Source organism: Streptomyces sp. NPDC051664, assembly GCF_044453545.1.
Classification (GTDB): domain Bacteria; phylum Actinomycetota; class Actinomycetes; order Streptomycetales; family Streptomycetaceae; genus Streptomyces.
In genome coordinates, this window is sequence record NZ_JBITCU010000012.1 from 16,462 (window position 1) to 29,740 (window position 13,279).

The following is a 13,279-nucleotide window of genomic DNA, read 5'->3' on the forward strand; positions in this document are numbered from 1 at the left end:
CAGCGGTTGCGCGGAGCAGTACATGCCTCGGGGCCGGTCGGTGGACCGGGCCCCGAAGTACGTTTCGGACCACGCCCGTGATCGACAGTTCCCGTGACCGCGACAGTGATCGCGTACCGGTCAGGAACCGCTCGGACGGGCGCCGCTCAGTCCTTCGCGAGGACGAAGGAGGCACGCTGCACCGGCTCGCCGGGAGCCTTCGCCTCGACGAGATACGTACCGGCCCCCGCAGCCCCCGCGGGCGGCGTCGCGCACTTCGGGGCGCTCTTCTTCCGGTCCCACTCCACGGTGTGGACGATGGTCGCGCCTGCCGGAACCTCCAGCAGCACACTGCCCGCATTGCGCGGGCAGTCCTTGGAGGACCACACCTCGTTGTCGTCGCCACCGGCTTCGGTGATGGTCACCACCGCACTCTTCGGCCCGAAGTCGGCCTTGCAGGCGGTCGACGAGGTGTTCTTGGCGATCAGTTCGAACTTCGGGTTCTCGCCAGGGCTGTAGTTGAGCTCGGTGCGCAGGGTCAACTGCAGTGCGGAGGAAGTGCAGTCGGGGATCGAGGAGCCGGCCGGAACCTGCTGCCCCTCGCTTCCGCCACCGGACGCGCTGCCGGAACCCGATCCGGATCCGGCGTCGGTGCCGGAGCCACCGTCGGCGGTGCCGTCGGAACCCGCGTCCGTACCGCTGCCGCTGCCGCCGCCCCCACCGGAGTCGTCCGAATCGTCGCGCCCGCCCGGTTGTTGCGTGATGGCCGGACCGGAACTGGCGGGTCCCGGAGTGATCGAGTGTGCGGGTCCGGACCCGTTGGGCCGGGAGTCGTCCATGTTCCCCTTGCCGCCACCGGAAGTGACGACCCATGCGATCAGCAGCGCGAGCAGCACAACCAGCATCGCCGCTACGGCCCTCCGTCGCCAATAGATGCTGGAGGGAAGCGGCCCGATCGGATTGCGCAGAGATCCCACGGCGCAAACTGTACGAGAGATCCGCGCCAACTCCCGCCCCACCCGCCGCTCTGATCCCCAAGTTTTGCGGATCATCATCATGCAGTGGCCTGTTACGACCCCGACTTTCGTCAGGCGCGCCCCCAGATGATCGCCCACCGTGACAACCCCGCCCTGTTGCCTACGGTCTGTCACATGGAGAGTTCAACTCCCTTCTCCTCCCTGCACAGCGACATCACCGATTTCGCACACGGCGCGTGCGCGCAGCGCGGATGCGGGAGACCTGCCCCTGCCCCTGTCGCTGCTCGCGCCACTCGCGACAGCCGCCAGCCACGTCGCCGGTGAGCTTCTCAAGCCGATCGTGGACGAGGAGCGTCCATACCGGTCGGTCGTTGCTGCGGCGGCCTCGCCGGTGCCGTGTCCGCCGACGGCAGCCGGTCGTTTCCCGGCAACCACACGGCGGCGGCAGCCGCGGCTGCCGCCGCTCTCGCGGTCGCCGGCCGCGCACGGCCTGGTTCACGGTGCCGCCGGCGCTGCTGTCGGCGGTCTCGCGGGTCTTTGCCGGGGTGCGCCTTCCGTGCGATGTGGCGGCGGGTCTGCTTGTGGGCGGGATCGGTCGCGGCGCTGGTGATCGTCGGCTGTCCCGCCCGGCTCGGTCGCTCGCCCTGACGGCAAGGAACAGCCCGGTGCCCCTCGCGGTCGGACACCGGGCCCCGGAGCGGACAGCCTAGTCCGCGCCGAGCGCGGATGAAGACGCCGGCTGAGGCTCACTGTGGGGACAGACGGGTGGCATTATCACTCCATGGGCCCCCCATGACGGGCGACACCCCCGCTGCCAAGACCGTTGCCTGCCCTTCCATGCCAGGATCGGCTTGCGATGACTGCCATGACTGCGACACAGACGCCCCCCACATCCCTCCACGCGCCCGTCATCGGGTGGTTCGACCAGCACGCCCGCGATCTGCCCTGGCGCCGCCCCGAAGCGGGTGCCTGGGGTGTGATGGTGAGCGAGTTCATGCTGCAGCAGACCCCCGTCAGCCGGGTCCTCCCGGTGTACGAACAGTGGCTGGCCCGCTGGCCGCGCCCCGCCGATCTGGCCGCCGAGCCGCCCGGTGAAGCGGTCCGTGCCTGGGGTCGGCTCGGCTACCCGCGGCGAGCGCTGCGCCTGCACGGAGCCGCGCAGGCAATAACTGAACGACACGGCGGCGACGTACCGAGTGAGCACAGTCAGCTGCTCGCGCTGCCCGGGATCGGTGAGTACACGGCGGCGGCCGTGGCCTCGTTCGCGTACGGACAGCGGCATGCCGTACTCGACACGAACGTCCGCCGGGTGTTCGCCCGGGCCGCGACCGGCATCCAGTACCCGCCGAATGCGACCACCGCCGCCGAGCGGAAGCTCGCCCGCGCGCTCCTGCCCGACGAGGACGAACGGGCGGCCCGCTGGGCGGCCGCGACGATGGAGCTCGGAGCGCTGGTCTGCACCGCCAAGAACGAGGACTGCACGCGATGCCCAATCGCCATGCAGTGCGCCTGGCGGCTGGCCGGGAAGCCGGAGCATCAGGGGCCCCCGCGCCGCGGTCAGACCTATGTCGGTACCGACCGGCAGGTGCGCGGCCGGCTGCTCGCCGTGCTCCGCGAGGCGGTGGCCCCGGTTCCGCAGTCGGCGCTCGACGCCGTATGGGAGGAGCCGGCGCAACGGGCCCGGGCGCTGGACGGCCTGGTCGCCGACGGCCTGGTCGAACCACTTCCGGGCGATCACTACCAACTGCCGCTGGGTTAGGAGCAAGAGGGGGGCTCCCACCCGCTGTTACACAACCGATGGACAGCCGTGCGTCGGCGTATGGCTGCTCCGCACAGCGCCGTGACAACCGCTCCGTAACGTCTCCGACCGTCAGCTCACGCGACCAGTGGCTGGCAGAGGTCAGACGGGGATCTACGGGGACGGAGGCGGTTGGAATGGCGCATGGCGAGGTGCTCGAATTCGAAGAGTACGTACGCACCCGGCAGGAGGCCCTGCTGCGCAGTGCGCGCCGCCTGGTCCCCGACCCGGTGGACGCGCAGGACCTGCTGCAGACCGCCCTGGCCCGTACGTACGGCCGCTGGGATGGTATCGCCGACAAGTCCCTCGCCGACGCCTACCTGCGCCGCGTCATGATCAACACGCGTACGGAGTGGTGGCGGGCCCGCAAGCTGGAGGAGGTTCCCACCGAGCAGCTGCCCGACGCGAGCGTCGAGGACGGCACCGAGCAGCGCGCCGACCGTGCTCTGCTGATGGACGTCCTGGGCGTGCTGGCTCCCAAGCAGCGCAGCGTTGTGGTGCTGCGACACTGGGAGCAGATGAGCACGGAGGAGACGGCCGCGGCGCTCGGAATGTCGGCCGGTACGGTGAAGAGCACGCTGCACCGGGCGCTGGCGCGACTGCGCCAGGAGCTGGAGAGCCGAGAGGCGATGAGCAGGGAAGCCACGATCCGTGAGGCCCAGCGCAGCACGGCGGGCAACCGGACTCCGGCCACCGGTGCTCCGGGGCGTGCACGGGTACCGGCGCAGGTCCGCGGACAGGCGGACCGGCGGTACGAGGAACGGGGGCGGGAGCGGTGCGCGGCCTGACAGGCAGAAGCAGAGCGACCGGCAGAGGCGGCGGTCTCACCGGCTGGGCGGCGGGCAGCACGGCAATGGCCGGGCTCGCCGCCTTCGGGCTGTTCACCGTCAGCTGTTCCACCGGTGGCACGGGCACCCGCGACGAGGGACCGGCCGGCACGCAGCCGGTCGCCCAGGTCACACCGTCGGCCGCCACCCCGCCCACGGGGAAGTCCGTGCGGCGGGTCGATGCCGTCCAGCTGGTCAAGCGGGACCCCAAGGTGAGCGAGCGGGTCAGGACGGATCTGAAGGCCTGCACGGGGGACGAGTACCCGGTCGACGCCTCGTACGGCACGCTGACCGGCGGCTCGTCGGCGGACGTCGTGGTGAATGTGATGACCTGCGGCGACTCGGTAGGCGTCGGCACCTACGTGTACCGCGCGCGCAGCGACGGCACGTACCAGAACGTCTTCACCACTGAGCAGCCCGCGGTCTACGGCACCATCGACCGGGGTGACCTGGTGGTGACGACGCAGGTGTACGAGAAGAAGGACGCGGTCGCATACCCGTCCGGCGACGAAGTGGTCACGTACCGCTGGGTCGGCAACCGGTTCAGCGAGCACGACCGGGTGCACAACGACTTCAACAGAGCTGTCGGCAACGGGGAAGCGGGGCTCCCGGAGCCCGCCGATCCGACGACGAACTGAGACCGCCGAAGGACCGAGACCGGCGCCTACGAGCCGGCGAAGAGCCGCCAACCCGAGAAGCGAGAGCTGAGAGCAGTCGATGGCCGAGACCCACGTCCTGTTCGTCGAGGACGACGATGTCATTCGCGAGGCCACCCAGCTGGCGCTGGAGCGGGACGGATTCGTGGTCACCGCGATGCCCGACGGCCTCTCCGGCCTGGAGGCGTTCCGGGCCGACCGTCCGGACATCGCCCTGCTCGACGTGATGGTGCCGGGCCTGGACGGCGTCAGTCTCTGCCGCCGCATCCGGGACGAGTCGACGGTCCCGGTGATCATGCTGTCTGCCCGCGCCGACTCGATCGACGTGGTGCTCGGCCTGGAGGCCGGCGCCGACGACTACGTCACGAAGCCTTTCGACGGCGCCGTGCTGGTCGCCAGGATCCGCGCCGTGCTGCGCCGCTTCGGTCATGCGTCGGGCGGACAGTCGGGCGGTACGGAGACGGAGTCGCAGCCCGTCGCCGGGGTGCTGGTCTTCGGTGATCTGGAGGTCGACACCGAGGGCATGGAGGTACGCAGGGGCGGCGAGCAGGTGGCGCTCACTCCTACCGAGATGCGGCTGCTGCTGGAGTTCTCGTCCGCGCCCGGCACAGTGCTCTCCCGCGACAAGCTGCTCGAACGGGTCTGGGACTACGGCTGGGGCGGCGACACCCGGGTCGTGGACGTCCATGTGCAGCGGCTGCGCACCAAGATCGGACAGGACAGGATCGAGACGGTCCGCGGCTTCGGCTACAAGCTCAAGGCATGACGCGGCCGGCTCTGCGGACAGGTGTCCGCTGGAAGATCAGCATCGCGATCGCGGCGGTCGGCGCGTTGATCGCGGTCGCGCTGAGTCTCGTCGTCCACAACGCCGCCCGCGTCTCGATGCTGGAGAACGCCCGTGAGGTCCAGCTGGAGCGGCTGACATACGCGCAGCTGCTGTACGAGGCGACGAAGACGAAGAAGGCCGACCCCAAGTTCGGCGCCAAGCTCAACGACCCGACGATGCCGCAGAGCCTGCGCGCGGAGACCCGCAGGAACCGGCGCGCCACGCATGTCGACGAGTACGCGAACGGGGTACCCGATGTGTGGGCGGCGGTGCCGTTGGCCAACGGTGACGTGCTGTCGCTGCACACCCGCTTCGCCAACCGCAGCACCACGATCATGGGCGATCTCGACCGCGCGCTGATCATCGGCTCCGTCTCGGTGGTCTTCGGCGGCTGCGCGCTCGGCGTACTGATCGGCGGCCAGCTGTCGCGCCGGCTGCGCAAAGCGGCAGCCGCGGCCGGGAAGGTCGCGCAGGGCAATACGGAGGTACGGGTCAGGGACGCCATCGGCGGCGTCATCCGGGACGAGACCGACGACCTGGCCCGCGCGGTGGACGCCCTCACGGACGCGCTGAACGAACGGATCGAGGCCGAGCGCCGGGTCACCGCGGACATCGCGCACGAGCTGCGCACACCCGTGACCGGGCTGCTGACGGCGGCCGAGCTGCTGCCGCCGGGCCGCCCCACCGAGCTCGTTCGGGACCGGGCACAGGCGATGCGCACGCTCGTCGAGGACGTGCTGGAGGTGGCCAGGCTGGACAGTGCGTCGGAGCGGGCCGAGCTGCAGGAGATCGCGATCGGCGAGTTCGTCGGCCGGCGGGTCGCTCTGCTGGCCCCGGACGTGCAGGTCCAGGTGGTGCACGAGTCGTGGGTCAACACCGATCCGCGCAGGCTGGAGCGCATTCTCGGCAATCTGCTGGGCAACGCGGCCAAGCACGGTTCCACTCCGGTGGAGGTCACGGTCGAGGGGCGGGTGGTGCGCGTCCGCGATCACGGGCCCGGTTTCCCGGAGGCGCTGCTGCGGGAGGGCCCGAGCAGGTTCCGTACCGGAAGCAGCGACCGCGCCGGGCACGGGCACGGGCTTGGGCTGACCATCGCCGCCGGTCAGGCCCGGGTCCTCGGCGCCCGGCTGACCTTCCGGAACGCGGCGCCGCAGGGCGCGGCGGAGGGGGCCGGCGGGGCGATCGCCGTGCTGTGGCTGCCGGAGCACGCCCCGACGAACACGGGCAGCTTCCCCATCCTTCAGCTCGCCGAACAGCGCAGGGCAGCCAAGGCAGAACCGGGCGGCACGGACAGTCCGGGGGCGAACGCCGCGTCGGACGGCACACAGTTCGGTGGCTGAGGTGGGCTGAGACCGAGCTGAGCTGGGCGAGAAGACCGGCAAGGCCCCTGGGGTGCGTGGATCGCGCCCCAGGGGCCTTGCCGTTGTTGCCAGGTCGGCCGGATCAGACGGTGATCAGACGGTCTCGCTCTGCCTGGTGCCGGTACCGGCGTCCGCGATGGCCTCCCCGTCGGCCTCCGCCTTGGCCTCCGGGCCGGCTCCGCGCAGCGGCACCTCCTTGACGAACACCGCCGCCAGCAGCGCGATCACGCCGACCGAAGCGCCGACCAGGAAGGCGATGTGGGTCCCGGACGAGACCGCGAACTGGTACGCCTCACGCACCGGGTCCGGCAGCTTCGCCAGGCTCGCCGCGTCCAGCTGCGCTGACCTCGCGGTGGCCGCTCCGCCGCCGCGGGCCGCCATCTCGTCCTGCACTCGTCCGGTGAACAGCGCCCCCATGATCGCGACACCGAAGGAGCTGCCGAGCGTACGGAAGAGGGTGGTCGCGGAGGAGGCGACGCCCATGTCCTTCAGCTCGACGCTGTTCTGCGCGACGAGCATGGTGATCTGCATCAGGAAGCCCATGCCCGCGCCGAGCACCGCCATGTAGATGCCGGAGGTGAAGCGGCTGGTGCCGGTGTCCATCTGCGAGAGCAGAAACAGACCGGCCACCATCAGGACGGAGCCGATGATGGGGAAGATCTTGTACTTTCCGGTGCTGGTGGTGACCCGTCCGGCGATCAGCGAGACGACCATCATCGACAGCAGCATCGGCAGGAGCAGGAGTCCGGAGTTGGTCGCGGACGCGCCCTGGACGGACTGCTGGAACAACGGCAGGAAGAGCACCGCGCCGAACATCACGAAGCCGGACATGAAGCCGACGAGGGACATCAGCGTGAAGTTGCGGTTGCGGAAGATGTGCAGCGGAATGATCGGTTCTGCAGCCTTCGTCTCGACGAAGAGGAAGCCGACGAGGGAGACGACGCCGATCGCGGCGAGCTCCATGATCATGGCGGAGTCCCAGGCGTACTCCGAACCGCCCCAGGTGGTGACCAGCACGATCGCGGTGATGCCGAGAGTCAGCAGCCCGGCACCGAGGTAGTCGACCTTCGCCTTGGTGCGCTCCTTGTTCGGCAGGTGCAGCACGGCGGTGACCATGGCAAGGGCGACCGCACCCAGCGGCAGGTTGATGTAGAAGCTCCAGCGCCAGCCGAGGTGGTCGGTGATGGTGCCGCCGACCAGCGGTCCGCCGATCATGGCGATGGCCATCACACCGGCCATCAGGCCCTGGTACTTGCCGCGCTCACGGGGCGGCACCAAGTCGCCGATGATCGCCATGACGCCGACCATCAGGCCGCCCGCACCGAGTCCCTGGATCGCCCGGAAGCCGATCAGCTGGCCCATGTCCTGGGCCATTCCACTCAGTACGGAGCCGATCAGGAAGACCACGATGGACGTGAGGAAGATGCCCTTGCGTCCGTACATGTCGCCGAGCTTGCCCCAGATGGGGGTGGAGGCCGCGGTGGCCAGGGTGTACGCGGTGACGACCCAGGACAGATGCTCCAGACCGCCGAGGTCGCCGACGATGGTCGGCATGGCGGTGCCGACGATCAGATTGTCGAGCATGGCCAGCAGCATCGTGATCATCAGGGCGAGCATCACCACCCGGACGCTGCGCTGGCGCGGCTCGGGCGCGGTGCCCGGCGCGTCGGCAGCCTTGCCGGCTGATCTGCCGTCCGCCTTCCCGTCTGCCGCCTTCTTCAGGTCCGACATGATCCCCAACTCCCTGATCCCCTGTTCACCGGCCACTTACTTGCCGCCCGGCTAGTTGACTACACTGGTGACAGTAGAACCTGTAACTAGCCGGGCGTCAAGTAAGTTTTTTGGGGAGAGCACCATGGGCAGCACGCCGCAGCCACGCCGGGGCAACACGCGCCAGCGCATCCAGGACGTCGCCCTGGAGCTCTTCGCCGAGCAGGGTTACGAGAAGACCTCACTGCGCGAGATCTCCGAGAAGCTGGACGTCACCAAGGCGGCGTTGTACTACCACTTCAAGACCAAGGAGGACATCCTCGTCAGCATCTTCGACGACCTCAACCGGCCCGTCGAGAAGCTGATCGCCTGGGGCAAGGAGCAGCCTCGCACCCTGGAGACGAAGAAGGAGCTCCTGGTCCGTTACAGCGACGCACTGATCGACGCCGCCCCCTTGTTCCGCTTCATGCAGGAGAACCAGGCGGCCGTGCGCGATCTCAGCGTCGGGGAGACCTCGAAGAAGAGGCTCATGGAGCTGCTCGATCTGCTCAAGGACCCCGACGCCGCCCTCGCCGACCAGGTCCGTTGCGTCAGCGCGCTTGTCTCGATGCACGCCGGGATGTTCTTCCTCAAGGACGTCGACGGCAACGTCGAGGACAAGCGCGAGGCCGTCCTCGAAGTCGCCGTCGGTCTGGTCACGCAAGCCCACAGCCCGGACCCCGCAAAGTAGCGGGGCCCGGGCTGTGCGGGTGAGCGCGTCCGGTCCGGTCAGACCGTGACGCCCTGCTTGTACAGGAAGGCCACCGGGTTGACCGCGGAACCGTAGTTGGCGGTGTTCCGGATCTCGAAGTGCAGGTGCGGGCCGCTGGAGTTGCCGGTGTTACCGGAAAGGGCGATCCTCTGCCCCTTCTCCACCGACTGGCCGATGTGCACGTCGATCCTCGACAGGTGGGCGTACTGCGAGTACATGCCGTTGCCGTGCTTGATCACGATGGCGTTGCCGTACGCGGGGCCGTCACCGCCGCCGTTCGGACCGGCCTTCACGACGACGCCGCCGTGCGCGGCCTCGACCTTGGTGCCGATCGGCACGGCGAAGTCCTGGCCGGAGTGCTTGTGGGCCCAGCGCGAGCCGTCGTTGCCGAAGCTGGCGCTCAGCTTGTAGTGGCTGACCGGGGCCTCCCACGAGGTCGCCAGGCGAGCGGCCTTCTTCGCCTCGGCAGCCTTCTTGGCCACCGCCTGCTTGGCGACCTGGGCCGCCTTGCCCTGAACGGTCGCCTGCTTGGCGACCGAATCGGCCGCGGCGTTGACCAGGCTCGCCGCGTCGGGGACGCTCGCCGCCGCACCGGCCGCGAACGCAGCGCCCGCACCGAGAACCATCGTCGTCCCCAGGCCGGCTGCCACCACGGCGCCACGGACGCGGGACACGGACGGGCGGCGGGAGTGCTGGAACGTAGCGCGCTTCGACATATGCGGAGATCCTCCGGAGGTGAGTCGTCCCGGCTTGTCCGCCGGGCTGGCTATCCCTTGGTAACCCGGACCCCCAGCAATGCCCAAACACCCCATCTACGAACAAAAGCCGTAGCCGACCCCGCGGGAATCCATTCCTGCGGACCCCCCGCCGCACCCCGCCGGATCTCTTCGGCCGGGCAGGTTTAACCCCAGTTCCAAACCGCCCTAAACGGACATTGCCTAGCGTTCCAGGCATCCCGCGCTGTCGCCCCGAAGGTCCCGGTCGCCCCCGGGGCAGAGGTCCCTCCCGCGCTCGCGGCCACGCCCCCTATGTCTCGTAGTAGGCCCCGAAAGGGCTGTGCGCCTTGTCACCCGCGGTGGGACCAAGGGCTGTCCGATTCGGGACCTTCGGCCTGCGGCCTCTTCGCCTATCTGCGCCGGGCGGCAGGAGCCGGCCCTGCCGGCCCGCGCCGCCCGGCCTGTCGGAGCCGGCCTGGACCTCCAGTACCGCCAGGAGACCGTGCTGTGCAGGTCTACGTGGGCCCTGCCCGATGCCGAGGAGCTGGACATCGGGCAGGGCCGCTTCTGCGGCGCGGCCGCACAGCCCGGGCTCGGCCGGCCGGAGGTCGGTGACGGCGAGCGTCCGGTGCAGACCGGCGAAGAGGGCCGCCGGCAGAGCGAGGGTGCGTAGGCAGAGCGATGTCAGGCCCGCCCAGGCGCCGAGACCGTCCCGTGGGGTGTCCTGTGAGGCCCGGACCAGCTGGCTCGCCCCTGCCGTACATGAGGACGCTGTCCAGCCCGTACGCGGGCACGTGCGAAAGCTTCACCTGGCGCAGGCCGGGGAGGGAGGTGATCGGCGTCAGGGCAGGAAGTGGTCGGCGCCGCCGGATCTCACGCCGCTCCTGGTCCTGCCCGGCCTCGCTGTCGAGGTCGAGTTCGAGTACATCGGTGTCCACGTCCTCGGACCGACGGGCCTCCGCATCACCCGCTGATCCCGGACCGCACAGAAAAAGGGGCTGCCCCGGAACCGTACGGAACGGTCCGGGGCAGCCCCTTCACATGCTCAGACGCTCGACGCGCCCTTACGCGTCCTTCGTCAGGTTCGGGCCGGCGCCGCCTGCCGCCTGCTCGATCGGCGGGACGTCGGGCAGTGCCGACTTCTCCTCGCCACGGAAGGTGAACTTCTTGTCCTCACCCTCGCCCTCAGTGCCCACGACCACGATGTGACCGGGACGAAGCTCACCGAAGAGGATCTTCTCGGAGAGGATGTCCTCGATCTCGCGCTGGATCGTCCGGCGCAGCGGCCGGGCGCCCATCACGGGGTCGTAGCCCTTCTTCGCCAGGAGCGACTTGGCCTCCGCGCTGAGCTCGATGCCCATGTCGCGGTCCTTCAGCCGCTCGTCCACCTTGGCGATCATGAGGTCGACGATCTGGATGATGTCTTCCTCGGTCAGCTGGTGGAACACGACCGTGTCGTCGACACGGTTGAGGAACTCGGGCCGGAAGTGCTGCTTGAGCTCTTCGTTGACCTTGTTCTTCATCCGCTCGTAGCCGGTCTTGACGTCGCCCTGGGCGGCGAAGCCCAGGTTGAAGCCCTTGGAGATGTCCCGGGTCCCGAGGTTGGTCGTCATGATGATGACCGTGTTCTTGAAGTCCACGACCCGGCCCTGGGAGTCGGTCAGGCGACCGTCTTCCAGAATCTGGAGCAGGGAATTGAAGATGTCGGGGTGGGCCTTCTCGACCTCGTCGAAGAGGACGACGGAGAACGGCTTGCGGCGCACCTTCTCGGTGAGCTGGCCGCCCTCTTCGTAACCCACGTAACCGGGGGGAGAACCGAAGAGGCGGGAAACCGTGTGCTTCTCGCTGAACTCCGACATGTCGAGGGAGATCAGCGCATCCTCGTCACCGAAGAGGAATTCGGCGAGCGTCTTGGAGAGCTCGGTCTTACCCACACCGGACGGGCCGGCGAAGATGAACGAGCCACCGGGGCGCTTCGGGTCCTTCAGACCGGCTCGCGTACGGCGGATCGCCTGCGAGAGGGCCTTGATGGCGTCCTTCTGGCCGATGACGCGCTTGTGGAGCTCGTCCTCCATACGCAGCAGACGGGAGGACTCCTCCTCCGTCAGCTTGAAGACCGGGATGCCGGTGGCCGTGGCCAGGACTTCGGCGATCAGCTCGCCGTCGACCTCGGCGACGACGTCCATGTCGCCGGCCTTCCACTCCTTCTCCCGCTTGGTCTTCGCCGCCAGCAGCTGCTTCTCCTTGTCGCGGAGAGACGCTGCCTTCTCGAAGTCCTGGGAGTCGATGGCCGACTCCTTGTCGCGGCGGACGCCCGCGATCTTCTCGTCGAACTCGCGGAGGTCCGGCGGCGCGGTCATCCGGCGGATGCGCATCCGGGAACCGGCCTCGTCGATCAGGTCGATCGCCTTGTCCGGCAGGAAGCGGTCCGAGATGTAGCGGTCGGCCAGCGTCGCGGCCTGGACCAACGCCTCGTCCGTGATGGACACGCGGTGGTGGGCCTCGTAGCGGTCGCGCAGACCCTTGAGGATCTCGATGGTGTGCGGCAGCGACGGCTCCGCGACCTGGATGGGCTGGAAGCGGCGCTCGAGGGCCGCGTCCTTCTCCAGGTGCTTGCGGTACTCGTCGAGCGTCGTCGCACCGATCGTCTGGAGCTCGCCTCGCGCCAGCATGGGCTTGAGGATGCTTGCCGCGTCGATCGCGCCCTCGGCGGCGCCCGCACCCACCAGGGTGTGGAGCTCGTCGATGAACAGGATGATGTCGCCGCGGGTGCGGATCTCCTTGAGGACCTTCTTCAGGCGCTCCTCGAAGTCACCGCGGTAGCGGGAGCCGGCGACCAGCGCGCCGAGGTCGAGGGTGTAGAGGTGCTTGTCCTTGAGGGTCTCGGGCACCTCGCCCTTGACGATGGCCTGCGCCAGGCCCTCGACGACCGCCGTCTTGCCGACGCCGGGCTCGCCGATGAGAACCGGGTTGTTCTTGGTACGGCGGGACAGCACCTGCATGACCCGCTCGATCTCCTTCTCGCGCCCGATGACCGGGTCGAGCTTGGATTCGCGAGCGGCCTGGGTGAGATTCCGGCCGAACTGGTCGAGCACCAGGGACGTGGAGGGCGTGCCCTCCGCGGGGCCGCCTGCAGTGGCCGCCTCCTTGCCTCCCGAGTAACCGGAGAGCAGCTGGATGACCTGCTGCCGCACGCGGTTCAGGTCGGCGCCCAGCTTCACGAGGACCTGGGCGGCGACGCCCTCGCCCTCGCGGATCAGGCCGAGCAGGATGTGCTCGGTACCGATGTAGTTGTGGCCGAGCTGAAGAGCCTCGCGGAGCGACAGCTCCAGGACCTTCTTGGCTCGCGGGGTGAAGGGGATGTGCCCGGACGGGGCCTGCTGGCCCTGACCGATGATCTCCTCCACCTGCTGGCGGACCGCCTCGAGCGAAATCCCGAGGCTCTCCAGGGCCTTAGCGGCGACACCCTCACCCTCGTGGATAAGGCCCAGGAGGATGTGCTCGGTGCCGATGTAGTTGTGGTTGAGCATCCGGGCTTCTTCCTGAGCCAGGACGACAACCCGCCGCGCGCGGTCGGTGAACCTCTCGAACATCGTTAATCGCTCCTCAGAGCGGTCAGGCAGTAAGGGGTCGGTCCCCTCCCTGTCCTTCCGCAGCTTAGTCCCGCAAGCGGGGACC

12 protein-coding genes are annotated in these 13,279 nt (G+C 69.1%); 8 read left to right on the forward strand and 4 right to left on the reverse strand.

Annotated elements, in window-relative coordinates; translation table 11 throughout:
• Positions 1–146 precede the first annotated feature (146 nt).
• A complete protein-coding gene (locus ACIA8E_RS22510; RefSeq protein WP_399300980.1) occupies positions 147–956 on the reverse strand; it encodes a hypothetical protein in 810 nt (269 codons plus the stop codon).
• A gap of 856 nt (positions 957–1,812) precedes the next feature.
• On the opposite strand from ACIA8E_RS22510, the gene ACIA8E_RS22515 reads away from it, so the two are divergent.
• The 5 genes from ACIA8E_RS22515 (at position 1,813) to cseC (ending at position 6,403) form a co-directional block, all read left to right on the forward strand.
• Complete coding sequence (locus tag ACIA8E_RS22515) at positions 1,813–2,715, forward strand: A/G-specific adenine glycosylase (RefSeq protein WP_399300982.1); 903 nt, start codon at positions 1,813–1,815, stop codon at positions 2,713–2,715.
• 176 nt (positions 2,716–2,891) lie between these two features.
• Positions 2,892–3,542 (forward strand): SigE family RNA polymerase sigma factor, encoded by a 651-nt coding sequence (locus ACIA8E_RS22520; RefSeq protein WP_399300984.1) that lies wholly within the window; start codon positions 2,892–2,894, stop codon positions 3,540–3,542.
• Positions 3,530–4,219: a hypothetical protein gene (locus tag ACIA8E_RS22525; RefSeq protein ID WP_399300986.1), complete on the forward strand. Its 690-nt coding sequence runs from the start codon at positions 3,530–3,532 to the stop codon at positions 4,217–4,219. Before ACIA8E_RS22520 ends, ACIA8E_RS22525 begins: the two co-directional genes overlap by 13 nt.
• A 79-nt stretch (positions 4,220–4,298) precedes the next feature.
• Positions 4,299–5,003 carry a two-component system response regulator CseB gene (cseB, locus tag ACIA8E_RS22530; RefSeq protein WP_399300988.1) on the forward strand — a complete coding sequence of 235 codons (705 nt, stop codon included), beginning with the start codon at positions 4,299–4,301 and terminating at the stop codon, positions 5,001–5,003.
• Positions 5,000–6,403 (forward strand): two-component system sensor histidine kinase CseC, encoded by a 1,404-nt coding sequence (cseC, locus tag ACIA8E_RS22535; RefSeq protein ID WP_399300990.1) that lies wholly within the window; start codon positions 5,000–5,002, stop codon positions 6,401–6,403. The genes cseB and cseC overlap by 4 nt, the downstream gene beginning before the upstream one ends.
• A gap of 114 nt (positions 6,404–6,517) precedes the next feature.
• Here the strand turns inward: cseC and ACIA8E_RS22540 are convergent, their stop codons facing one another.
• Positions 6,518–8,155: an MDR family MFS transporter gene (locus ACIA8E_RS22540; RefSeq protein ID WP_399300992.1), complete on the reverse strand. Its 1,638-nt coding sequence runs from the start codon at positions 8,153–8,155 to the stop codon at positions 6,518–6,520.
• A 124-nt stretch (positions 8,156–8,279) separates the two neighbouring features.
• On the opposite strand from ACIA8E_RS22540, the gene ACIA8E_RS22545 reads away from it, so the two are divergent.
• Positions 8,280–8,864, forward strand: coding sequence for a TetR/AcrR family transcriptional regulator (locus tag ACIA8E_RS22545; protein WP_399300994.1), 585 nt, complete (start codon positions 8,280–8,282; stop codon positions 8,862–8,864).
• A gap of 38 nt (positions 8,865–8,902) precedes the next feature.
• Here ACIA8E_RS22545 and ACIA8E_RS22550 read toward each other — a convergent pair whose 3' ends face one another.
• Positions 8,903–9,601 (reverse strand): M23 family metallopeptidase, encoded by a 699-nt coding sequence (locus tag ACIA8E_RS22550; protein ID WP_399300996.1) that lies wholly within the window; start codon positions 9,599–9,601, stop codon positions 8,903–8,905.
• Positions 9,602–10,103: 502 nt separating this feature from the next.
• On the opposite strand from ACIA8E_RS22550, the gene ACIA8E_RS22555 reads away from it, so the two are divergent.
• Positions 10,104–10,274 (forward strand): hypothetical protein, encoded by a 171-nt coding sequence (locus ACIA8E_RS22555; RefSeq protein ID WP_399300998.1) that lies wholly within the window; start codon positions 10,104–10,106, stop codon positions 10,272–10,274.
• A 121-nt stretch (positions 10,275–10,395) separates the two neighbouring features.
• Positions 10,396–10,575 (forward strand): hypothetical protein, encoded by a 180-nt coding sequence (locus ACIA8E_RS22560; RefSeq protein WP_399301000.1) that lies wholly within the window; start codon positions 10,396–10,398, stop codon positions 10,573–10,575.
• A 90-nt stretch (positions 10,576–10,665) separates the two neighbouring features.
• Here the strand turns inward: ACIA8E_RS22560 and ACIA8E_RS22565 are convergent, their stop codons facing one another.
• Positions 10,666–13,194 (reverse strand): ATP-dependent Clp protease ATP-binding subunit, encoded by a 2,529-nt coding sequence (locus ACIA8E_RS22565; RefSeq protein ID WP_093777840.1) that lies wholly within the window; start codon positions 13,192–13,194, stop codon positions 10,666–10,668.
• Positions 13,195–13,279: the final 85 nt, after the last annotated feature.